At 66.9% G+C, this 21,278-nt stretch carries 18 protein-coding genes, 1 tRNA gene and 1 pseudogene; 9 read left to right on the top strand and 11 right to left on the bottom strand.

The features are described 5' to 3' along the window. The first annotated feature begins 6 nt into the window (after nt 1-6). Nucleotides 7-1,224, top strand: coding sequence for a URC4/urg3 family protein (locus tag RMR04_RS23060; RefSeq protein WP_311910790.1), 1,218 nt, complete (start codon nt 7-9; stop codon nt 1,222-1,224). A 186-nt stretch (nt 1,225-1,410) separates the two neighbouring features. Next, nucleotides 1,411-2,052, top strand: coding sequence for a uracil phosphoribosyltransferase (gene upp / locus RMR04_RS23055; protein ID WP_310152556.1), 642 nt, complete (start codon nt 1,411-1,413; stop codon nt 2,050-2,052). A 113-nt stretch (nt 2,053-2,165) separates the two neighbouring features. Here upp and RMR04_RS23050 read toward each other — a convergent pair whose 3' ends face one another. From RMR04_RS23050 to RMR04_RS23020, 8 genes and pseudogenes are all read right to left on the bottom strand, one after another. Then, nucleotides 2,166-2,600, bottom strand: coding sequence for a DUF1236 domain-containing protein (locus RMR04_RS23050; RefSeq protein ID WP_311910789.1), 435 nt, complete (start codon nt 2,598-2,600; stop codon nt 2,166-2,168). Nucleotides 2,601-2,826: 226 nt separating this feature from the next. Beyond that, nucleotides 2,827-3,798 carry a tripartite tricarboxylate transporter substrate-binding protein gene (locus tag RMR04_RS23045; RefSeq protein ID WP_311910788.1) on the bottom strand — a complete coding sequence of 324 codons (972 nt, stop codon included), beginning with the start codon at nt 3,796-3,798 and terminating at the stop codon, nt 2,827-2,829. Between the two features lie 64 nt (nt 3,799-3,862). Then, nucleotides 3,863-5,362 (bottom strand): tripartite tricarboxylate transporter permease, encoded by a 1,500-nt coding sequence (locus RMR04_RS23040; RefSeq protein ID WP_311910787.1) that lies wholly within the window; start codon nt 5,360-5,362, stop codon nt 3,863-3,865. 4 nt (nt 5,363-5,366) lie between these two features. Continuing rightward, a complete protein-coding gene (locus tag RMR04_RS23035) occupies nt 5,367-5,885 on the bottom strand; it encodes a tripartite tricarboxylate transporter TctB family protein (RefSeq protein ID WP_311910786.1) in 519 nt (172 codons plus the stop codon). Next, nucleotides 5,885-6,736 (bottom strand): LysR family substrate-binding domain-containing protein, encoded by an 852-nt coding sequence (locus RMR04_RS23030; RefSeq protein ID WP_311910785.1) that lies wholly within the window; start codon nt 6,734-6,736, stop codon nt 5,885-5,887. Before RMR04_RS23030 ends, RMR04_RS23035 begins: the two co-directional genes overlap by 1 nt. Before the next feature lie 15 nt (nt 6,737-6,751). Further along, nucleotides 6,752-6,874: pseudogene (locus RMR04_RS32150) on the bottom strand (LysR family transcriptional regulator); the annotation flags it as partial. Nucleotides 6,875-7,011: 137 nt separating this feature from the next. Then, nucleotides 7,012-7,947, bottom strand: a complete 936-nt coding sequence (locus tag RMR04_RS23025; RefSeq protein WP_311910784.1) for a DMT family transporter — start codon at nt 7,945-7,947, stop codon at nt 7,012-7,014. Nucleotides 7,948-8,036: 89 nt separating this feature from the next. Next, on the bottom strand, nt 8,037-8,699 hold the full coding sequence (locus tag RMR04_RS23020) for a glutathione S-transferase family protein (protein ID WP_311910783.1): 663 nt from the start codon (nt 8,697-8,699) through the stop codon (nt 8,037-8,039). A gap of 570 nt (nt 8,700-9,269) precedes the next feature. Between RMR04_RS23020 and mgtE the strand changes: the two genes are divergently transcribed. Beyond that, nucleotides 9,270-10,655, top strand: a complete 1,386-nt coding sequence (gene mgtE / locus RMR04_RS23015; RefSeq protein WP_311910782.1) for a magnesium transporter — start codon at nt 9,270-9,272, stop codon at nt 10,653-10,655. Nucleotides 10,656-10,691: 36 nt separating this feature from the next. Here the strand turns inward: mgtE and RMR04_RS23010 are convergent, their stop codons facing one another. Together RMR04_RS23010 and RMR04_RS23005 are read right to left on the bottom strand one after the other, a co-directional pair. Then, nucleotides 10,692-12,635 (bottom strand): M23 family metallopeptidase, encoded by a 1,944-nt coding sequence (locus RMR04_RS23010; protein WP_311910781.1) that lies wholly within the window; start codon nt 12,633-12,635, stop codon nt 10,692-10,694. Nucleotides 12,636-12,772: 137 nt separating this feature from the next. Beyond that, complete coding sequence (locus RMR04_RS23005; RefSeq protein ID WP_311910780.1) at nt 12,773-15,982, bottom strand: PAS domain-containing sensor histidine kinase; 3,210 nt, start codon at nt 15,980-15,982, stop codon at nt 12,773-12,775. A 231-nt stretch (nt 15,983-16,213) separates the two neighbouring features. Between RMR04_RS23005 and RMR04_RS23000 the strand changes: the two genes are divergently transcribed. From RMR04_RS23000 to RMR04_RS22980, 5 genes are all read left to right on the top strand, one after another. Then, nucleotides 16,214-16,609: a phasin gene (locus RMR04_RS23000; RefSeq protein WP_311910779.1), complete on the top strand. Its 396-nt coding sequence runs from the start codon at nt 16,214-16,216 to the stop codon at nt 16,607-16,609. 133 nt (nt 16,610-16,742) lie between these two features. Beyond that, nucleotides 16,743-17,954 carry a hypothetical protein gene (locus tag RMR04_RS22995; RefSeq protein WP_311910778.1) on the top strand — a complete coding sequence of 404 codons (1,212 nt, stop codon included), beginning with the start codon at nt 16,743-16,745 and terminating at the stop codon, nt 17,952-17,954. A 136-nt stretch (nt 17,955-18,090) separates the two neighbouring features. Continuing rightward, nucleotides 18,091-18,167: transfer RNA gene (locus tag RMR04_RS22990), tRNA-His, on the top strand. 191 nt (nt 18,168-18,358) lie between these two features. Beyond that, nucleotides 18,359-18,787 (top strand): Hsp20 family protein, encoded by a 429-nt coding sequence (locus RMR04_RS22985; RefSeq protein WP_311910777.1) that lies wholly within the window; start codon nt 18,359-18,361, stop codon nt 18,785-18,787. 106 nt (nt 18,788-18,893) lie between these two features. Next, on the top strand, nt 18,894-19,160 hold the full coding sequence (locus tag RMR04_RS22980; protein WP_244546373.1) for a BQ00720 family protein: 267 nt from the start codon (nt 18,894-18,896) through the stop codon (nt 19,158-19,160). Between the two features lie 7 nt (nt 19,161-19,167). Here RMR04_RS22980 and RMR04_RS22975 read toward each other — a convergent pair whose 3' ends face one another. Then, entirely contained in the window at nt 19,168-19,944 is a 777-nt protein-coding gene (locus RMR04_RS22975; protein WP_311910776.1) for an alpha/beta hydrolase, read from the bottom strand. Nucleotides 19,945-20,053: 109 nt separating this feature from the next. Between RMR04_RS22975 and RMR04_RS22970 the strand changes: the two genes are divergently transcribed. Next, the gene (locus RMR04_RS22970; RefSeq protein WP_311910775.1) at nt 20,054-21,271 is read left to right on the top strand and encodes a glycosyltransferase family 4 protein; all 1,218 of its coding nucleotides are present in this window, start codon (nt 20,054-20,056) and stop codon (nt 21,269-21,271) included. The last annotated feature ends 7 nt before the right edge of the window (nt 21,272-21,278 follow it).

Here is a 21,278-nt window from a genome sequence, read left to right as displayed (position 1 = left end):
AACACGATGTCTGACCAGAATACGGACGCCGTCCGCGCCTTGCTTAAGCCTGCTGCCGTCCGCGCCCGCGCGCAGGAGATGCTGGAGCTCGGCCTGGCCGGCAGGCTCCTGCATTTCAGCGTCGATGCGGCGCGGCTCGACGCCTGCGCCGACTATGTCCTCGACACGATCAAGGCGAACTACCCGACGCTCGACATCCCATTCCACGCCCGCTGGCGGCATTTCAACGTGGCCGGGGTCGATCGCTGGAGCGTGCTCGACCAGGCCGCGCAGTTTCGCGATGCCAGGGTGCGCGGCCGTGCGGCCTACGATCTCGCCGTGGTCAGCGTGCTGCTGGATGCGGGCGCGGGGCCGGATTGGCGCTATCGCGACGCGGTCTCGGGGCAGTCGATCGGCCGCTCCGAGGGGCTGGCGCTGGCCTCGCTCGACATGTTCGCGGCCGGCCTGTTCTCCAGCGATGCGGCTGAGCTGCTGCGTGTCGACGCGACCGCGCTGAAGCGGCTCGATGGCGCGGCGTTGGAGCAGGGCTTCCAGGCCGGTCCCGGCAATCCGCTGCTCGCGGTCGAGGGCCGCGCGGCTTTGATGAACCGCCTCGGCGAGGAGCTGGAGCGTCAGGGCCTGAAGCGCCCCGGCGATCTGTTCGACCGGCTCGTCAGCACGGCCGAGACCGGTACATTGCGCGCCGGGCATATCCTGGCGGAGGTTCTCTCCATGTTCGGCGGCATCTGGCCGTCGCGCCTCATGGTCGCCGGCATCGCGCTGGGCGATACCTGGCGGCATCCGCTGATCGCGCAGGCCGAGCCGACGGCCGGGCTGGTGCCCTTCCACAAGCTCTCGCAATGGCTGTCCTATTCGCTGATCGAGCCCTTGCAATGGGCCGGGATCGCGGTGATCGACGTCGATGATCTCACCGGCCTGCCCGAATATCGCAATGGCGGGCTGTTCCTCGATTGCGGCGTGATCGCGCTGAAGGACGCGGGCGATGCGACGCGTGCCCATGAGGTCGGCTCGGCGCTGGTCGTCGAATGGCGCGCGCTGACGGTCGCGCTGCTCGACAAGATCGGAGTGCTGATCCGCATGCGCCTGGGGCGCACGGCAGAGGAGCTGCCGCTGGCGAAGGTGCTGGAGGGCGGCACCTGGGCCGCCGGTCGGCGCATCGCCCGCGAGAAGCGCGGGGATGGCGGGCCACCCTTGACGATCATCAGCGACGGCACCGTATTTTGACGGCGGACGGATTGATACGGAACCACGCCGTCATCCCGGGCGAAGCGAAGCGCAGACCCGGGATCCATTCCTGAGCGGTTCCGGAATGGATCCCGGATCGGCGCCGCTTCGCGGCTTGTCCGGGATGACGGCGTGTTTGGTTGAGGCGAAAGCCTCCACAATATGAAAAAGAAGGGGCCTCATCGCATGACCAAAAGCCAGGACGGCGTCACCGTCGTCGACCATCCGCTGGTGCGGCACAAGCTGACGCTGATGCGTGAGAAGGACCGCTCGACCAAGAGCTTCCGCCAGCTCCTCAACGAGATCGGCATGCTGCTCTGCTACGAGGTCACGCGCGATCTGCCGATGGAGATGACCGAGATCGAGACGCCGCTGACGAAGTCGATGCAGCCGATCATCGCCGGCAAGAAGATGGTCTTCGCGCCGATCCTGCGCGCCGGCGTCGGCTTCCTCGACGGCATGCTGGAGCTGGTGCCCGCCGCCCGCGTCGCCCATATCGGGCTCTATCGCGATCCCAACACGCTCCAGGCGGTCGAGTATTATTTCAAGGCCCCCTCCGACATCGCCGAGCGCATGGTCGTGGTGATGGACCCGATGCTGGCGACGGCCAATTCGGCGGTCGCGGCGATCGACCGGCTGAAGGAGCGCGGCGCCAAGGATCTGCGCTTCGTCTGCCTGCTGGCGGCGCCCGAAGGCATCGAACGGTTTCGCGGCGCCCATCCCGATGTCCGCATCTGGACGGCGGCGATCGACGAGAAGCTGAACGAGCACGGCTATATCGTGCCGGGCCTGGGCGATGCCGGCGACCGGATGTTCGGCACGCGCTAAAACAAAATTGCTCTGAGACATGAAAACGGCCCGCCCCGTCTCCGGGGCGGGCCGACGATCCGGATAGACCATCAGGCCGGCAATGGCGCGACCGTCCAGCGGATCGCACTAGGTTATTCGATGATCTGCACGACGCGGCGGGTGCGCGGGTCGACCAGGACAGGGTGCTGGTTCACGACCGTGTAGCGGTAGCCGGTCTCGGCATATTCGCGCGGCACATATTCACGCGGAACCTCGCGATAGACCACGCCATCGTTCGGGAGGACCGTGCCGATCGTGACCGGTTCCTCATAGGCATAGGACGGGACGCGCTGCTCGACGACATATTGCCGGAAGCGAGGCGTCTGGTCGCCGATGATCGCGCCGACCACGGCACCGCCGACGCCGCCGACAACCGCGCCGACCGGGCCGCCGACGATGGCTCCGCCGACCGCGCCCGTGGCACCGCCGCTGACTGCGCCGCCCTGGGCGCCCTGCGGATTCTGCTGCGCGAAAGCGACCGCGGGAGTGACGGCGATCGCGGCGATAAGAACAAGCTTCTTGAACATGGTTTTTCTCCTTCCAAGAGAACGTTCGGGAAGGAAACGGGCTGACGCTGGCGCGAGTTCCGAAAATCTGGGTAACAAGATATGAATATCCGCAACCGGAATCACGAAAGCGTCATGATATCAACGCGTTGCGGCGCTCACGAGATTGCGCAGCCGGTCCGCGAACACAAACGAAAAACGGCGGATCCGGGGATCCGCCGTTTCGTATCCGATAATTTTCAGGTGGTTACTTCGGCGCGGCTGACAAGGCTGGGCTGAGCTTGTCGGCGTCGCGCTTGATCAGGGCGGCGAAACCGGCCGGGGTGCGTTCCTCGGCGGTCGGCATCACGGTGCCCAGTTCGAGCAGGCGCTTCTTGGTGCCTTCGTCGTTCAGTGCCTTGTCGAGGGCGGCGACCAGACGATCGACGACGTCCTTGGGCAAGCCCTTGGGACCGGCGATGCCGTTCCAGGCCTCGATCTGGTACTCCGGCAGCCCGGCTTCCGCGGTGGTGGGAACGTCGGGCAGGGCCGGCGAGCGCTGCTTCGAGGCGATCGCATAGGCCTTGATGTTGCCGGCCTTCACCTGCTCGGCGACGCTGACGATCTGGTCGCACATGAAGTCGACCTGGCCGGAGACGAGATCGTTCAACGCCGGCCCGGTGCCGCGATAGGCGACGGCGTTGATCTTCGGCACGCCGAGCTGGGCCTTCAGGAGGGTGCAGGTCGTCCAGGAGACGGAGCCGAGGCCGGCATGGGCCTCGTTCACCTTCTCGGAGTTCGCCTTCACATAGGTCACGAACTCCTTCAGGTCCTTCGGCTCGAAAGTCTTGCGGGCGACGATCAGGATCGGCGTGCCGCCAGCGAGACCGATGGTCTGCATGCCGTTGATCGGGTCGTATTTCAGGCCGGGATAGGTCGCAGGCGCTGCCGAGAACGTGCCCAGATGCCCCATCGCGATGGTGTAGCCGTCGGGCGCAGCCGTGATCGCGCGGGCGATGCCGGTGGTGCCGCCGGCGCCGGCGACGTTCTCGATCACCAGCTGCTGGCCGAGCGTCTTCGACATATGGTCGGCGACGATGCGCGCGATGATGTCGGTCGGCCCGCCGGCGGCGAAGGGCACGATCATGGTGACCGGGCGCGTCGGATAGGTTTGCGCCTGGGCGCTGCCGGCGAGTGCGATGGTGATCGCGGCCGCCATACCAACTGTCAGTTTCTTCATGGATGATCCTCCCTTGGGATATTTTGATGGAAGCTGGATTGAAAGCGGCGTTCCAGCAACCCCGTCATTCGGTGAAGACCTCGTCGCGCTTCTTCGAGATCGAAGGCAGCAGCGCGATCGCCAGGACCACCACGGCGACGACCAGGAGGCCCGCCGAGATCGGCCGCTCGATGAAGGTCATGAACGAGCCGCGCGAGATGATCAGCGCCTGGCGCATCTTCTCCTCGAGCAGCTTGCCCAGCACGAAGCCGAGCAGCATCGGCGCGGGCTCGAAGCCGAGCTTGATCAAGAGGTAGCCGAACAGGCCGAACATGGCGGTAAAGGCGACGTCCACCGGCTGATTGTTCACCGAGTAGATGCCGATGCAGCAGAAGATCAGGATCGCCGGGAACATCAGGCGATAGGGAACCTGCAGCAGCTTCACCCAGACGCCGACCAGCGGCAGGTTGATGATGACCAGCATCAGGTTGCCGATCCACATCGAGGCGATCATGCCCCAGAACAGGTCGGGGTTCTTGGTCATGACCTGCGGGCCGGGAATGATGCCGTGGATCGTCATCGCGCCGACCATCAGCGCCATCACGGCGTTGGGCGGGATGCCGAGCGTCAGCAGCGGGATGAAGGCGGTTTGCGCGCCGGCGTTATTGGCCGATTCTGGACCGGCGACGCCCTCGATCGCGCCACGCCCGAAGCGCGAGGGATCCTTGGCGATCTTCTTCTCGATCGTGTAGCTCGCGAACGGGCCGAGCACCGCGCCATTGCCGGGCAGGATGCCGAGGATGCCGCCGATGAAGGTGCCGCGCAGCACCGGGTTGATCGACTGCTTGATCTCGCCCCAATCCGGTAGCAGCCGGCCGATCTTGGCCTTGACCACGTCGCGCGCCTCGGGGTTCTCGAGATTGCGCAGCACCTCGGCGAAGCCGAAGACGCCCATGGCGAGCACGGCGAAGTCGATGCCATCAGACAAGGGCGGGAAGCCGAAGGTCAGGCGTTCCTGCCCGGTTTCTAGGTCGGTGCCGACCGTCGAGAGCAGGAGGCCCAGCATGATCATGCAGAAGGCCTTGAGGATCGAGCCGCGCGCCAGCACGACGGCAAAGCACAGCCCCATCACCATCAGCGAGAAATACTCCGCCGGACCGAAGAGCAGAGCGAGCTTGGTCAAGGGCGCGCCGAGTGCGGCGATGAAGAGGGTCGCGACGCAGCCGGCGAAGAAGGAGCCGAGCGCGGCGACGCCGAGCGCGACGCCGGCGCGGCCCTGCTTGGCCATCTGGTGGCCGTCCAGCGTGGTGACGACGGAGGTCGCCTCGCCGGGGATGTTGACCAGGATCGCGGTGGTCGAGCCGCCATATTGCGCGCCGTAATAGATGCCGGCCAGCATGATCAGCGCGCCGACGGGGTCGACGCCGAAGGTGATCGGCAGCAGGATCGCGATGGTGGCGATCGGCCCGACGCCGGGCAGCACGCCGATCAGCGTGCCGATGAAGCAGCCGGCGAAGCACAGGGCCAGATTCTGCAGGGAGAGCGCGACGCCGAAGCCGAGCGTGAGATTGGCGATCATGTCCATCGTGTCAGATCCCCAGCAGCCAGGGCGCCAGCGGAATCGGCAGGCTGAGCGCGTATTTGAAGAGCAGGGCGCAGGCGGTCGTCATCGCGATGGCGAAGATGATCAGCTCCTTCCATTTCATGTCGTCGGCGGCGAGGCCGGAGACGAGGATGACCAGCGGCCCTGCGACGAGCAGCCCGAGCTGCGGGACATGGATCGGCCCGATATCGAAGCCGCGGATGGCGAGCCCGAACAGGCAGGCTCCGCCGAGCACGAGGAAAACGCCACGCCAGGCCCAGCCCGTCAGCTTCTCACCGTTGAAGCGCAGCGAGGTGAGCGAGAGCATGAGGCCCAGCGCGGCGCAGATCACCGCAAAGGATTTCGGCAGCATGCCCGGCCCGATCTGGCGAAGGCTGCCGAGGGGCAGCTCGCTGGACAGGAGGAAGGCGAAGGTTCCAAGCACGATCATGAACAGGCCGGCCGCCATGTCCTGCTGGGAGCGAATGCGTAGGCCTTGCGCCCGTTCGATAGGGTTCAAACTCATCAGGCTCCTCCGGTGGGCGGCCCGCCGGCGCGGGCGGTGCGTTTCATCTTGGGTGGCGATATGACGAACGGAAAAACATGCCGTTCGTCGATCAGGGTGACGCTCTCGCGAAGGATCGCGAGAAAGTCGTCGCGTGGGCTGAGCTTCTGCTGCGGCCGCCAGGCGACGCCGACGAGTGCGCCAGGTGGCGGCGGGTCGAGCAGTGCACCGCGCAGGCGGCGCATCGTGACGCCGGGAAAGCTCAGGCGCGAGACCCAGTCGGGCGCCAGCGCCATGCCGAGTCCCGCGGCCACGGCCGACATCATCGCCGGCTTTTCGGTGGCCTCGATCGAGACGTTGGGCACGGCCCCGACACTCTCGAAATAGGCCATCACCAGATCATAGGCGAAGGGCCGGCTGCGCTTGGAGGGAACGATGAAGGGCTCGCCGACGAGGTCGAGCATCGTCAGGTGCTCGCGTGCCGCCAGCGGGTGCTGCTCGTTCAGGACGACGAGCGGCCGCTCGACGCGCAGGATCTCGAAGGCGCAGTCGGTGGGCTTGCGTGGTGGGCGGGTCAGCGCGAGATCGAGCTTGCCGGCCTCCAGCATCTGGATCAGCCCGGCCGTCATCGCTTCGACGAACTTGATCTCGACACCGGGATGCTGCTCGCGGAAATAGGCCAGCGCCTCGGGCACGAAGCTCGACGAGGCGGCGTCGATCGCGCCGACGCGCAGGACCTTGCCCGAGGCGAGCGAGGCTCCGCGCACGGCGCGCGAGGCATGTTCCATCTTGACGAGGATGCCCTTGGCCTCCTCCAGCATGATCAGCCCGGCGCGCGTCATCGCGACCTGGCGCGTGGTGCGTGTGAACAAGGCTACGCCGAGACCATCTTCCAATGCGCTGATCTGGCGGGAAAGAGCGGGTGGCGCGAGTCCAAGCCGTTCGGCTGCGCGACCGAAATGCAACTCCTCTGCCACCGCGATGAAACATCGCAGTTGCCTGACATCCATGGCGCTCGTCTGCTCCCCCTCTGGCGTATCGTTTTTCGATATCTTCCAGCCGCTATTCTGATGCGTCTAGCGGCTCTGGTCGCGAAAGCGACTCTAGAGGAATTCATAATCTTTCAGCAATAATCCCTTGGCTGCGATCAGCGCGCTGCGCCCAATTGCGGTTTGCGCCGGAAAAGCCGGCCGTCGATCAAGGCGAGTCCGGCGAAGATCGCAGCCATGCCGGCGAGATGTCGGGGCAGCAGCGTCTCCCCGAGCAGGCCGACGCCGAGCATGATGGCGCTGACAGGCACCAGGAAGGTGACGAGCATGGCGTTGTTTCCGCCCGCCCGCCGCATGATCTGGAAGAAGATCACATAGGCGAGCGCAGTCGAGATCAAGGCAAGCCCGACCAGCGCGGCCGCGACTGTCCAGGACGGCGTGGGCAGGCTCCAGGGCGGGGTGAAGATCAGGACGAGCGGGAGCGACATCACGGTCGTGGCGCTGAGCTGACCCGCCGCCGTCACCAGCGGCGGCGTGTCGCGAAAGCGCCGGCCATAGAGCCCGGCGAAGCCATAGGACAAGGCGGCGCCCAGGCAGGCGAGCTGCGGCAGGAGCGCGCCGCCCAGGCCGCTGAGTGCATCGGGGCCCATCAGGATGCCGACGCCGACGAGCCCGGCCAGCACGCCAGCGAGCTTGAGCGGGGTCGCTTTCTCATTGCTGCCGAACAGATGCGCGACGATGACGCCGAATACCGGCGTGGTGGCGTTCAGGATCGCGGAGACGCCGCTCTGGAGCTGGGTCTGGCCCCAGAAGATCAGGCAGAACGGAATGAGATTGTTGAGCAACCCCATGACGAAGAAGGCGAGCCACATCCGGCGGCCGACCGCCATGTCGAGCCCGCGCGCACGCAAGACGAGATAGAGCACGGCCGCCGCCAGGCTGACACGGGACAGGACGACGGCAAGAGGCGGCCACTCCGCGACGGCGATCTTGCCGAAGAAGAAGGAGCCGCCCCAGAGCAGTGAGAGCACCAGCAGCAGGAGCCATTCGCGCGCACCCATCACGGGGCCGGAGGAGGTGGGAGCGGTGGTCATCTGGGCAGTCCTGTCCGCGGGAGCGCGCGGGCGCTCCCTATCGCGTCCTGGCTAGGCGCGCTTGCGGCTTAGCACCACCCGTTTTCCGGTCATGCGGCTTCGGCGTCGCGCGCCTGCCACATCGCGGTGAAGGCCGGGCGGGCCTGGCAGGCTTCAAGCCAGGCCTTGACGTGCGGTGCGGCCTCGAAGAGCTGTGTCGCCGGCTTGGCGTAGCGGATGACCTCGGCGAGGTTGATGTCGGCGACGGTGAAGCGCCCGCCCATGACGAAGCCGCCGCCCTGCGCCAGCGTCTGATCGAGCACGGCAAACGGGGCTGCGAGCGCGGCCAGCGCCGCGGCGGCGATCTCGGGCTTGCGCTTTTCCGGCGGGAAGGCGGCAAGATGCTGCTGCAGGGTCAGCGCATGGGTCTCGCATTCGGTCGCGGCCCAGAGCGCCCACATCACGGCAAGTCCCTCCTCCTGAGCGTCACGCGGAGCCAGCGGCCCGCCATGCTTGCGCGCCAGATAGAGATTGATCGCGAGCGATTCATGCAGCTTGAAGCCGTCATCGTCGATGCTCGGGACATGGCCGTTGGGATTGACCTTGAGGAAGTCGGCGCGGCGCGTGTGCAGCGGCGCGTCCGGCGCCTGCGGATCGGGCACGCGATAGGCCTGGATCACCGGCACATGGGTGAAGGCGAGGCCAAGCTCGTTGGCCAGCCAGATGTTGCGCGAGGCGCGCGAGCGGTAGCAGCCATAGATCGTCAAGGTCATGCGCGGAGACTTTCGGCGGAGAGGCCAGGGGCGGGGCTTGCGGGCGCACCATAGGGCGCGCCGCGCGGGCCGCCAATCGCCGCCGCGCGACGAGGGGCCTTGTCGTCAGAGCAGGATGCGAAAAAGTGGGAACCGGCTTTTCGCATCCTTTTCTCAACTTTTGGAGGCTGATTGGAAACCTCGCGAGCCCTCATCCTGAGGAGCGCTGCGCAGGAGCGCGTCTCGAAGGATGCTCCAGGAGGCTCCCGAACCATCTGGAGCATCCTTCGAGACGCCGCGTTCCGCGGCTCCTCAGGATGAGGGCTGGAGGTTCCAACCCGGCGCTCGATCAGAGCCCAATCGAGGTCGCCCAATCCTTATGCAGATTTTATTTGACGCGCGGCGTGGCAGGGTGCACTGCCACCGCGCCGCCGGACCTTCGGGGAAGGCCGCAATCAGGAACCCCAATCGCAATGCCAACCGACAGTCCCAGCCGACAGTCGATGCCGTCTGCCGCCGCCTCGCGCGCCTGACCGGGTAACCGGCTCGCTTGCGACCGGCCGATGACGGCCGATCGCAAGGAACAGAGCCATGAACGATATCGTCGCGCAGGACAGCGTCGCCGCAGCACCCGATCTGCTCGCCAAGACGTTGGCCTGCACATTGGCGCAGGAACACATCGCCGACATCGTCGAGACGTTGAACGATCAGGATACGGCGACTACCGCCGAGGTCCTCGTCTCCCTGCCGTTCGAGCGCGCCGTCGAGGTCCTGGACCAGCCCGAACTGTTCGGCGCGTCTGCCGCGCTGACGCTCCTCACCGATGAGCGCGCGGCGGCCTTCCTCTCCGCCATGTCGGCCGACCGTGTCGCTGACATCGTCCGCGTGCTCGACGCGCCCGTGCGCGAGCGGCTCACCGCGCGGCTCGACCAGGAGACGCGCTCGGCCCTGACGCGGCTGCTCTCCTATCCCGAGCACAGTGCGGGTTCGATCATGACGACCGAGTTCGTCAGCGTGCCGGCGAACTGGACCGTGGCGCAGACGCTCGACCATATCCGCCATGTCGAGCGCTCGCGCGAGACGGTCTACGCGACCTATGTGCTAGATCCGGTGACGGGCGCGCTTGTCTGCGCGGTACCGCTGCGCCGGCTGATCAGCAGCGATTCCGACGCCGTGGTCACCTCCGTCGTGCCGGCGCACAAGCCGATCAGCGTCACGCCGGCGACGGATCGCGAGGACGTTGCCCGGCTGATCTCGAAATACAATCTGCTCGCCGTGCCCGTCGTCGACCAGGCCAATCGCGTCATCGGCATCGTCACCGTCGACGACGTCATCGACGCGATGATCGAGGAGACGACGGAGGACGTGCAGAAGCTCGGCGGCATGGAGGCGCTGGACGAGCCCTATAACGAGATCGGTTTCGCACGGATGATCCGCAAGCGCGCCGGCTGGCTCTCGATCCTGCTGCTCGGCGAGATGCTGACGGCCTCAGCCATGCAGTATTTCCAGGATGAGCTGGAAAAGGCGATCGTGCTGACGCTGTTCATCCCGCTGATCATGAGCTCGGGCGGCAATTCCGGTTCGCAGGCGACCTCGCTGATCATCCGGGCGCTCGCTTTGCGCGAGATCAGCCTGAAGGATTGGTGGCGGGTCGCGCTGCGCGAATTGCCGACCGGGTTGACGCTGGGCGCCATCCTTGGCGCCATCGGCGTCGCGCGCATCGTGCTCTGGCAGAAGCTCGGTATCTATAACTACGGCGAGCACTGGGCCCTGATCGCGGCAACGGTGGGCGGCGCGCTGATCGGCATCGTCACCTTCGGCTCGCTGATGGGCTCGATGCTGCCCTTCGTCCTGAAGCGACTGGGCTTCGATCCGGCCAGCGCCTCGGCGCCTTTCGTGGCGACGCTGGTCGATGTCACCGGCCTGGTGATCTATTTCGGCGTTGCCGCCGTGATCCTGAGCGGGACGTTGCTCTGACGCGTCGATGGGAGGCGCCGGAACGAAGCGTCGCGATCAGGTCGGGTGCCCGCCCGGCGCTGCCGCCACGGTCGCGTCGACATGGTGGCGGAGCTCGTCGATCTGCTTCTTGTGCTCCTTGAACTCGGCCAGCGCCGTGCCCTGAAGGGCGCGGCTGCTGGGCAGCTTCACCTTCATGGGATCGACGAAGTGCCCGTTCGTGGTGACCTCGTAATGGACATGTGGGCCGGTCGAGAGGCCCGTCGTCCCGACATAACCGATGATCTCGCCCATATGGACGGAGGCGCCCGGCTTGATCCGGCCGGCGATGCTGGCCATGTGGTTATAGGCGCTGGCATAGCCATTGGCGTGCTCGAGCTCGACCCGGTTGCCGTAGCCGGAGTGAACCCCGGCGGCCGTCACCGTGCCGTCACCTGCAGCCATGATCGGCGTGCCGCGCGGGGCGGCCCAGTCGACGCCGTTATGCAGCCGGGAATAATGCAGGATCGGATGGTAGCGCATGCCAAAGGGGGAGCTGATCCGCCCCTCCTGCACCGGCTTTCGCATCAAGAGCTTCTTGAGCGAGACGCCGTCATCGTCGAGATAGTCGAGCTCGCCTGTTTCCGATGAGACATAGCGATAGATCTGCTGCGTTTCGCCGCCGGTGGACAGCGCCGCGTAGAGCAGTTCGCGATGGTTTGCCGGTGTGGGCTGGTCGTCGGTGAAGACCAGCTCCAGCCGGTCTCCGCTGCCGGCATGCTGCTTGAGATCGAGCCCGGCCGCGAAGGCACGGATGAAATCGTCGATCACCTCGCGCGGCACATCGCTCTTCAAGGCGCTGGCATAGGCGCTCTGGTAGAGCGTGGCGTTGTTGCCGTCGTCCTCCTCGTCATCGGCTTCCGCCTTGCCCTCGGTGCCGTCATGCCCGCGCGCGGGCAGGGCCACAGTGACGAAGCGGCCCTGATCGTCCAGGGCCACGACCTGCTGCGGGCCGCTCTCGTCGAACAGGGTGACGCGCTGGATCGTGCGGTCGCCGGCCTCGGGGCCGATCGTGACGCGCAGATGCTGGCCATCGGGCAGATCACCCCTGGCCCGTTTGCCGAGCGCGGCGAGGATCGCGGCGACGCGCTCGCTGGAGGCCCCGTTCGAGGCAAGCGCCGCGGCGAGCGTCTGCCCGCGCTCGAGCGCGATATCGACATCGCCGAAGCGTTCGCGGTTGTCGGCGCCCGCCGAAACATCCGTGACATTCTCGGGGATGATCCGGACATCGAGTGAGCTGAAACGGCCGGCATCTTCCGCATCGGCCTCGGTGCTGGCCGATTCGCCGACCATGCGCAGCGTCCGCGACAGGATGCGCTGATTTGAATAATCGGGCGGCAATTGCGGCGAGCCGGCCGAGAGCCGGGCCATCTCGGCGATCTGTTCGTCGATCGCGGCGTCGGACAGGCCAGGCGCATCCGGGTCGATGGTGAGCGCCGCGAGATCCCGGCGCGTGACGGAGACATCCGCGTCGGCGGGGTCGGTCGCGTCCTGAGGCGGTGCCTCACGCGTCGAGCCGGCGAGCAGCCGGGCGGGATCGAAATCCGGGATGTCGAGATTGGCGACGGGGAGCGGCGACAGGGCGACGGAGACATGCGCGAAGGCATGCATCTTGGTGATCTCGCGCCCGGCTGCGATTTCCGTCAATGGCGCGCGGAAATGCTGCGTCGTGCTGATCGCGAAGCTGTGCTGGACCAGGCTGTCGCCCTTGCGGGCGGTCTTGCCGGCCGGGGTTTCGTCATTATGCGCAGGCGCGGCCTTTTCCGGCCGCTGCGCCGTGATGTGGTCGCCCTCGGAGACATAAAGCGACGAGCCCATCAGGGCGGCGCCGAGCAGGCCGATCAAGGCGCAGGCGCAGAGCCAGCGCCAATTGACGGAGCGGTGCTCGGAAACCGGCAACCCTGCCGGGGCGGCGAATGGATCGGCAAGAGGCTCGGCGCTGTCGTCGTAGAGGAAGTTCAACTCGGCTCCGCCCATCCAGCAAGACAGCCGGGCCTTGGGGGCAAGCGCCAGCGCGTCCCGTCTATGCGCCGGCCGAGACGGCAAAACTATGGCCGCGCGAGAGCCTTACCCAGTGAGAGCCTTGCCCAGCGAGAACCTTACCCGGCCAGAACCCGCTGCGGCGGGAAGGTGATCTCGACCAGCGTGCCTTCCTTCTTGACGCTGGTGATGCTCATCGCGGCGCGGTTGGCCTCGACCAGCGCCTTGGTCAGCGGCAGGCCCAGACCGGTGCCGCCCTTGCGGCGCGTCGTCGGCACCTGGCGGAAGGGTTCGAGCGCCAGCGCGAGCTCGTTGTCGTCCATGCCGATGCCGGTATCGCGCACCCGCAGGATCGCCTCGCCCTGGTCGCCGAGCGCCGTCGAGACGATGACCTGGCCGCCGGCATCGGTGAACTTCACCGCGTTGGAGAGCAGGTTGATCACGATCTGGCGAATCGAGCGCTGGTCGGCGACGACCGGCGGCAGCTTCGGCGCGAGGCCCGAGCGCAGCACCACACGGCCGCGCTGCGCCTCGGGCTGCAGCAAGGCGACCGTCGAGAGCGCGATCTCGTTCAGATTGACGCTGACGAAGTCGAGGTCGAGCTTGCCGGCCTCGATCTTGGCGAGGTCGAGCAGGTCGTTGACCAGGCTGATGACGTAACCGCCCGACTGATGGATGTCGCGCAGATATTCCTTGTAGCGCTCGTTGCCGATCGGCCCGAAACGCTCCTCCGCCATCACCTCGGCGAAGCCGATGATGGCGTTGAGCGGCGTGCGGATCTCGTGGCTGATCTTGGCGAGCACGTCGGATTTCTGGGCGCTCGCCTTCTCGGCCGCCTTGCGCGCCTCGACCAGCTCGCCCTCGGTCTTCTTCCAGGCGGTGATGTCGCGCAGCACGGCGCAGAAGCGGCGCTCGGAGCCTTCCGTGATCTGGCCCATGGTCATGAACAGCGGGATCTTGCCGCCCTGGCGCACCCGGCCGACGACCTCGCGCCCGTCATTCATCACCGAGGCGACGCCGCCGCCCTTCAGCCCTTCGAGATAGTCGAGCGCCGGAGCATGGCTCTCGGCCGCGAAGAGCAGCGTGAACAATTCACCGGTGACCTCGCGTTGGTCGTAGCCGAACAGCGCCTCGGCGGTCTTGTTGAGCGACAGCACGCGGCCGCGCTCATCGACCGTAACGACGCCGTCTGTCGCGGTGTCGAGCATCGCGACGAGTTCGCTGATGCGGGATTCGCGAGCGTCGACATCGAGCCGCAGGGCGTTGACGCGGGCGGCACTCTCCTCGTCTTCGGCCGCGAACTCCGCTGCGAGCTCGGCTTCCTCGGCCTCCTCCGGCGTCAGCACCTTGACCTCGCCGCCGGCATCGGCGTTGCGGAAGGCCATCAGCGTTGCCGCTTCGCCCAGCCAGGACACGCTGGAGAGCACGGCGTTGACGCTGATGAGATGGTTGAGCCGGTCGATCAGGATCATCGCGCCGCCATCGGTGCGCGAGGCCTCCTTGATCAGGCGGCTGACATTGCCGCCGGCCTTGAGATCGGCGAGATCGGCATAGTCGAGCAGGTCGAGCAGCGTGCGGTTGGCGTAGAGCGCTTCGTCGCCGCGATTGACCAGAACCGCGATCGGCAATTTGTCGAGCACATCGGCATGGGAGTTGGGCTGCCGCTGGCGCGCGGTCTCGGAGCCGGGCTCCACTGCCGCCTCAGTCGGCGCATGCGTCGGGGCAAGCAGATCGGTTGGTGCCAATTCGGCCAGGTGGCGGCTGAGGGCGGCGTCCTGGTCGCGCGGCTCGGCGGTGGGCGCGAGCGGCTGTTCGCCGCTCTCCTTCAGCCGCAACGGCGCGACAGGGGGCAGGCGTGGGCTGGTCTCGTCGTCGCCGGCGATGCGCGCGCCCAGCGCCTTGGCGATCTCGCGGAAGGCGTTGCGCTCGGCCGAGCTGAGATTGGGCTTCGAGGGCTCCAGCACCGGCCGGACGTTGGCGAGGTGACCGTTGCGCAATGGCACGATATTGCCGCCGAGGGCGGGACCCTCTGATACGGCCGGGGAGGCGTCTTCCGGAGCCTTGGCGTCTTCCGGAATCTTGGCAGCTTCCGAAGTCTTGGCAGCTTCCGGAGTCTTGGTGCCGTCCTTGGCTACGGGAACTGGCTCGGGCGCCTCCGCCGCGGCCTCGTTGTCTTCGCCTTCAAGCGCCGCCTCGTCCGCCTCCAGAGCGGAGCCGAACTCGGCCTCAGTCGGCTCGGCGGCGGGGGCTTCGATCTCTTCCACAGCCTCGGCCTCGGCGACGGGCGGGGCAGGGGCCTCGACCGTCACGGGCTCCATGGCCGCCGGGGGTTCCGCCGCGACGACCGGACTTTGCTTGGCTTCAATGTGCTTGGCTTCGATTGGCTCGGCTTCAACCGGAGCGTTCGCAGCCTCGGACGCGTCCGGTTCGATCTCGTCTGCGGGCGTGTCCGCGATCGCCGCATCGGGAAACGGCTCGCGTTCCGTCAGGCGCGCGAGGCCGAAGCCGCGGAAACCAGCGAACTGGCGTGCCGCGTCCAGGAACGGCGCGCCCGACAATTCGACGCGCGCGCCTTCACGCGCCACTTCGGTGCGCCACAGCACGCGGTGGCCGCTCCAGGTCGTGCCGCTGGCGAGACGCTGGGCGAGGCCGCCATCCCGGTCGATCAGGTCATGGCCGATGATCTGCGCCCAGTTCCGCCCCGGCAGCGCTGTCGCAGCCTGCGGCCCGGCGAGCTCGGCGAAATCGGGAGAGATGCTGGTCAGGCGCCCGGCGGCATCGCTGTTCCAGAGAAAGCGCAGCAGGGCGCGGCGCGGCGCGGCCGGCACGGGAGCCGCGGCAACGGGAGCCGGGGCAGAGGAGACGGTCGCCACGGCCGATTCGGCGGTGGGCATGTCTTGTGCCTGGTGTGTGCTTGTCTGGTGCGCACTCTCGGCCGCAGGCACTGTTACGCCGAGCCGGCGCATTTCATTGGCCGGGATGGCGATCGCCAGAACCTCACCCCCATCGGCTCCCGTCAGCAGCCGGCAGCCGCAGGTGATCATGGTCGCGGAGAAGCCCGAGGTCAGCCGCAGCCGCTCGAGCCTGATGCCGTCGCGCGGCGCAAGGCCTCCAGCCAGCAAAGCGAGCCTTTGCCGCGTCGGCGCCGGCAGGTTCGCGGAGAGGGCGTCTGCGCCCAGCAGAGCCCGCGCACCGGCATTGGCGAAGCCCGGCCGGCCGGCCTCGGCATCCCATAGCAGCACGGCCCCGCCATTCGCGAAGGACACAAGCCCGGCGTCCTGCGCCGCCGCAGCGCCTAGTCGCGCCCAGTCCTGTCCGGCTTCGCTCATGCTTGCCTGCTCGTTTCAGTCCACGCCTTTATGGCTAACAAAGCTTTAATAGCGCCCAAATGATAGCAAAGCCATGGAACTGAGACGGGCTCTCCCGCGTCTCGTACAAACAGCGTTAACGTGAACGGGTGGGCAGGGTCGCGCGCCGTTGTCATTGCGGCGCAACAATGATATTGCACTGCACAATGACCGCGCCTGCTCATGAGTCATTGCAACAGGAGGATGCCCCCGATGAACGGCAAGACACCTTACGAAGTGCCGACTGAAATGCGTGAGTTCGCCGAGAAGAGCGTCGATCAGGCCCGCAAGGCTTTCGACGGTTTCATCGGCGCGGCTCAGAAGGCTGTGGATACCGCTCATGGCTCGGCCGAGTCGGCCCGCGCCAACGCGCAGGACGTGACCCGCAAGGCGATGGGCTATGCCGAGACCAATGTCGCGGCCGCCTTCGACCTCGCCCAGAAGCTGGTGAAGTCCAAGGACCTGACCGAGGTCATGCAGCACCAGTCCGAGTTCCTGAAGTCGCAGATGGCCGCGCTCCAGAGCCAGCTCAAGGAGATGGGCTCGGCGGCGCAGGATGTCGCGAACAAGGTCGCCGAAACGGCCGCCAAGGCGACGAAGGCCAAGTGAAGGCCAACTGCGACGGGCGCCCTGAGGGCGCCCGGAAGCGGACGAGATGAAGATCGAGCGGCCGGGCGATGAGCCCGGCATGCGTCGTTTTAGCGTTTGCGCGCGTTGTTTTCTCTTTTGATGGAGGATCGCGATGGTCAAATCCACCCCGACCAAGCCTACCCAGACAAAGACGACTGCCAAACCGCCGATCAGCCTGGCGCCGGTGAAGGCGTTGCCCCCCATTTCCGCGACGCCGGCCCCCGTCATGGCCAAACCTGTCGAGGCCAAACCTGTCGAGGCCAAGCCTATCGAGGCCAAGCCTATCGAAGCAAAGCCTATCGAAGCAAAGCCGGTCGCGACCGCGCCTGTCGAGGTCAAGCCTGTCGCAGCCGTCGCTCCGGCGACGCCGCCCGCTGCGCCAAAGGTCGAGGCGCCCAAGGAAGCGCTCAAGCCTGTCGCGAGCGCACCCGCCATCGTACTGAAGCCGGAAGCTCCCAAGGTGGAGGCTCCCAAGGTGGAGGCTCCCAAGGTGGAGGCTCCCAAGGTTGCCGCTTCCAAGCCGGAGGCTTCGAAGATCGAGGCTTCCAAGCTCGCTGACAGCAAGGTCGAAACGCCCAAGGCCGAGACGCCGAAGGTTGCGGCTCCCGAGGTTGCGGCTCCCAAGATTGCTGCTCCCAAGCCGAGCGCTCCGTTGGCGAAGTCCGCCGAGCCCGCCGCCAAGGCTGCGCCCAGCCCGGCTCCCGCGATTAAATCGGTTGCCCCGGCGAAGCTCGCCGCGAAGGTGGTGAAGCCGGCGGCGACCCGCATCCCGCCGGCCAAGACGCGCATCGAGAAGACGCCCGCGATCAAGGCGGCGGCCAAGAGCGCCGTGAAGAGCACGGCCAAGGTCGTGAGCCCGGTTGCGCCCGTCGCTCCTCCCAAGGCCGTGGCTCCCGCGATCCTTGCTCCCAAGGTTGCAGCGGCGAAGATCCTCGAGGCGGTGAAGCCGACTGTTGCCAAATCGGCCGAGATCGTGACGTTCACGGGCAAGACCGTGATCGCTCCCGTGACAGCGCTGGTTCCCAAGCTGATCCCGAAGCCGCCGGAATTCGCCACCGTCACCACCGCTACCGTGGTGACGCAGACGCTGGCTCTGGCGCGTACCTTCGGGGCGTTGCAGGCCCGCATGCTGGATTATGCCTGCGCGGAGTTGAAGGCGACGCTGGGTGAGGCCGAGACGCTGGCGCGCACCGACAGCGCGGCCGATGCCGTTGTGCTTCAGACCAAGGCCATCCGCCGCGGCTATGAGGCCTATTCGGCCCATCTCAACGACCTCGCGCAGATCGCGAGCACGCCCCTGCGCAGGGGTGAGGGCAAGGGCTGAGGGGAGCGCGAAGCGCCGCTCCAAAATCCGTTGGGCGCGGCGTGAATTCGACGGTTGCAATCGGCTGGCGACCGCACTAGGTTCCGCGCCGCCGCCGATCGTGACTTTGTGACCGATCGCCAAGCGCCGGGTGCGGGCAGCCATAGCTCAGTTGGTTAGAGCGCTAGATTGTGGATCTAGAGGTCCCCCGTTCAAGCCGGGGTGGCTGTACCACCCGCACCATTGTCGAAGTCCGGCTTCACGCCGCACTTCGGACGCCACCTGGGACGCGCCGCCCGGCAGGCTCTTGAACCGGTCCGTTTCTCTCGCCATATCCTGATGGATGGGAGGGTTCGCCTCCCACCGGCGGGGTGCTGCGACCAGCGGGCTCCGCATGATCCGAGAGGGCGCCTTTCGAGGGCCGTATGATGCGTACGCCAAGTCTGTCGCATCCGTTCCTGCTGGGGTTCGATGATATCGAACGCGCGCTCGACCGGGTGACGAAGGGGGGCAGCGAAGGCTACCCGCCCTATAACATCGAGCGCATGCCACGCTGCGAAGACGAGCCGGACCGGCTCCGAATCACATTGGCGGTAGCGGGTTTCGCCCGCGAGCAGCTCGAGATCACGCTGGAAGAGAACCAGCTCACCATCCGGGGTCGCCAGAGCGACGACAAAAACCGGCAGTTCCTTCATCGCGGCATCGCGGCGCGCCAGTTTCAGCGCAGCTTCCTGCTGGCGGATGGAATGCAGGTGATGGGAGCCGATCTCTCCAACGGACTTCTCGCGATCGACTTGGTGAGGCCGGAACCTGAGCGTCTCATCCGGCGTATCGATATCGTGAGCCGGGATTGACCGGCAAGGTGACCGGCAAGACGGGTGCAGCGCGGTTTTTGCATCTGTTCATAATCTGAGGCGTATTCTGAAAGCCGCTACTCGCACTGCTCTGAAGGAGGGCGCGATGAACGAAGATAGAACGATGATCCAGACCACTCCTCTGACCCAGGCCGAATTCGCGGCGCTTGGTACGGGCGAGGTCGCCTATCTGAAGCCGATGACCTCGGACGAACTCCTGCGCATCTTCCCGCAGGCGCCCGAGATCCAGCCCGGCCTGCAGCTCTTCGCGCTGCTCTCGGCCGATGGCGCGCCGATCCTGGTGACCGATTCGCGTGATGCCGCGACCGCCAACGCCTGGGAACACGATCTCAGGATGGTCAGCGTCCATTGATGCTGCTTCAGGCCGGGGCCGTGACCCCGGCGACTGCTGACGTCAGCCGGGCGATGTCGCCCGGCGTCGAGAGACGGTGATCGCCATCCTTGATCAGCGTCAGCAGGACGGGATCGCCGGCGAGATGCTCGACGAGCTTGACCGCTTGCCGCCACGGCACGTCGGGATCGGCCATTCCTTGCAGGATATGCACAGGGCAGCCGGTCCTGATCTCGCTTCCAAACATCAGATGCCTGCGGCCGTCCTCGATGAGCGCGCGCGTGATCGGCGTCGGATCGGGCGAATATTCGGACGGCCTCAGCCAGACGCCGTCGCGCAGGATGGTCTCGCGGATCGCGTCGGGCATCTGCGCCCACATCAGATCCTCGGAGAAATCGACGGCCGGCGCGATCAGCACCAGCCCGGCCGGCGCGAGCGCCGTGCCCAGCAGCTTGCGGGCTGCGAGCAGGGCGATCCAGCCGCCCATCGACGAGCCGACCAGGATCGGCGGCGCGCCGCAGCGGGCCGCGATCATCGCAAGCGCGTCCTCGAGCCAATGCGACAAGGTCCAGCGCGCGAAATCGCCGCCGGTTTCGCCATGGCCGGCATAATCGAAGCGCAGGAAGGCGTGTCCCGTCAGCCTCGCCCATTCCGCCAGCGCCTCGGCCTTGGTCGCGCGCATGTCGGAGCGGAAGCCGCCGAGCCAGAGCACGGGGGCACCATCGCCGGGCTGCGCGAGATAGGCGAGCCGGCGTTGTTCAGTGCCTTCACCGACGTCCAGCCATTGCGGCGCGTCTCGCTCCACGTCAAATCTCCTGTGACGAATCTGCCTTGCGAGGCGAATATAGGCTGCGCTCGCGCGGCGCACGTGGTCGTATCGCCGTTTGTAGAAAGAGTTCTCTGAAACTGTGAGCATGTCCTTCCAGCCCGGCGCGCATCTGTCGCTGCCCTCGACCGAGACGCACCCGCTCAGCGGCCGCACCATCTTGCAGATCATTCCCGATCTCGAGGCGGGCGGGGCCGAGCGGACGGCCGTCGATATCGCCAAGGGGCTGACCGATGTCGGCGCGCGCGCGCTCGTCGCGACCGAGGGCGGCCGCCTCGTCGCCGAATTGCAGGCCAAGGGCGGCGTCTGGCTGCCCTTTCCCGCCGCCACGAAAAATCCCTTCGCCATGGCGTTGAATGTCCGCCGCCTGGTGCTGCTCTGCCGGCACGAGGGCGTCGAACTCATCCATGCCCGTTCGCGTGCGCCGGCCTGGGTCGCGCTCGCGGCGGCTCGTGCACTGAAACTGCCTTTCGTCACGACCTATCACGGCTCCTATGCCAGCCGCTCCGTGGTGAAGACGCTCTATAATTCGGTGATGGCGCGCGGCGACGTGGTGATCGCGAATTCGGGCTATACGGCCGATCTGATCCTGGCCAAGCATGCTTTCGCGCGCGACCGCATAAGGGTCGTCCATCGCGGCACCAATTTCTCGGCCTTCGCGCCGGCCGCCGTCGGGACGGAGCGTATCCAGGCCCTGCGCGCGGCCTGGAAGGTCGAGCCGCATCAGCGCATCGTGCTGCTGCCCGGCCGACTGACCGGCTGGAAGGGGCATCGCGTCCTGATCGAGGCCGCCCGCATCCTGCGCGATGGCGGCGATGCCGAGACCGCCTTCATCCTGGCCGGCGACCCGCAGGGCCGCGACGGCTATGTCAAGGAACTCGACCAGCTCATCGCCAAGGCGGGGCTGGAAGGCCGCGTCAAGCGCGTCGGCCATTGCACCGACATGCCGGCGGCGCTGCTCTCGGCCGCCGTGGTCACCGTGCCCTCGACCGAGCCCGAGGCCTTCGGGCGCGTCGCGGTCGAGGCGCAGGCGATGGGCGCGCCCGTCGTGGTGGCCGATCTCGGCGCCGTGCCGGAGACCGTATTGGCTCCGCCGCAGGTCACGCCGGCGGAACGCACCGGCTGGCGCGTGCCGCCGGGCGATGCAGCCGCGCTCGCCGCCAGCCTCAGTGAGGCGCTGGCCCTGCGCCCCTCCGCGCGCGATGCCCTGGCACGGCGCGCGCGCCAGCATGTCGAGCGGCATTTCTCGCTGGAGACGATGGTGGCGGAGACGCTCGACGTCTATTGCGCGCTGTTGGGCCGGTAAATGCATA

It is taken from the genome of Bosea sp. 685 (assembly GCF_031884435.1).
In the GTDB taxonomy this organism is placed as follows: Bacteria; Pseudomonadota; Alphaproteobacteria; order Rhizobiales; family Beijerinckiaceae; genus Allobosea.
The sequence above is the reverse complement of the archived record's forward strand: the minus strand, read 5'-3'. Positions and strand labels throughout refer to the sequence as shown.

Excerpts from the sequence above, each read along its gene's own strand:
- RMR04_RS23040 (WP_311910787.1), bottom strand. The coding sequence starts at position 5,362 with ATGGACATGATCGCCAATCTCACGCTCGGCTTCGGCGTCGCGCTCTCC.
- RMR04_RS22995 (WP_311910778.1), top strand. The coding sequence starts at position 16,743 with ATGGTCAAATCCACCCCGACCAAGCCTACCCAGACAAAGACGACTGCC.
- RMR04_RS23020 (WP_311910783.1), bottom strand. The coding sequence starts at position 8,699 with ATGACCTTGACGATCTATGGCTGCTACCGCTCGCGCGCCTCGCGCAAC.
- RMR04_RS23035 (WP_311910786.1), bottom strand. The coding sequence starts at position 5,885 with ATGAGTTTGAACCCTATCGAACGGGCGCAAGGCCTACGCATTCGCTCC.
- RMR04_RS22970 (WP_311910775.1), top strand. The coding sequence starts at position 20,054 with ATGTCCTTCCAGCCCGGCGCGCATCTGTCGCTGCCCTCGACCGAGACG.
- RMR04_RS22985 (WP_311910777.1), top strand. The coding sequence starts at position 18,359 with ATGATGCGTACGCCAAGTCTGTCGCATCCGTTCCTGCTGGGGTTCGAT.
- RMR04_RS23060 (WP_311910790.1), top strand. The coding sequence starts at position 7 with ATGTCTGACCAGAATACGGACGCCGTCCGCGCCTTGCTTAAGCCTGCT.
- mgtE (WP_311910782.1), top strand. The coding sequence starts at position 9,270 with ATGAACGATATCGTCGCGCAGGACAGCGTCGCCGCAGCACCCGATCTG.
- RMR04_RS23045 (WP_311910788.1), bottom strand. The coding sequence starts at position 3,798 with ATGAAGAAACTGACAGTTGGTATGGCGGCCGCGATCACCATCGCACTC.
- RMR04_RS23025 (WP_311910784.1), bottom strand. The coding sequence starts at position 7,947 with ATGACCACCGCTCCCACCTCCTCCGGCCCCGTGATGGGTGCGCGCGAA.
- RMR04_RS23005 (WP_311910780.1), bottom strand. The coding sequence starts at position 15,982 with ATGAGCGAAGCCGGACAGGACTGGGCGCGACTAGGCGCTGCGGCGGCG.
- RMR04_RS22980 (WP_244546373.1), top strand. The coding sequence starts at position 18,894 with ATGAACGAAGATAGAACGATGATCCAGACCACTCCTCTGACCCAGGCC.
- upp (WP_310152556.1), top strand. The coding sequence starts at position 1,411 with ATGACCAAAAGCCAGGACGGCGTCACCGTCGTCGACCATCCGCTGGTG.
- RMR04_RS23000 (WP_311910779.1), top strand. The coding sequence starts at position 16,214 with ATGAACGGCAAGACACCTTACGAAGTGCCGACTGAAATGCGTGAGTTC.
- RMR04_RS23050 (WP_311910789.1), bottom strand. The coding sequence starts at position 2,600 with ATGTTCAAGAAGCTTGTTCTTATCGCCGCGATCGCCGTCACTCCCGCG.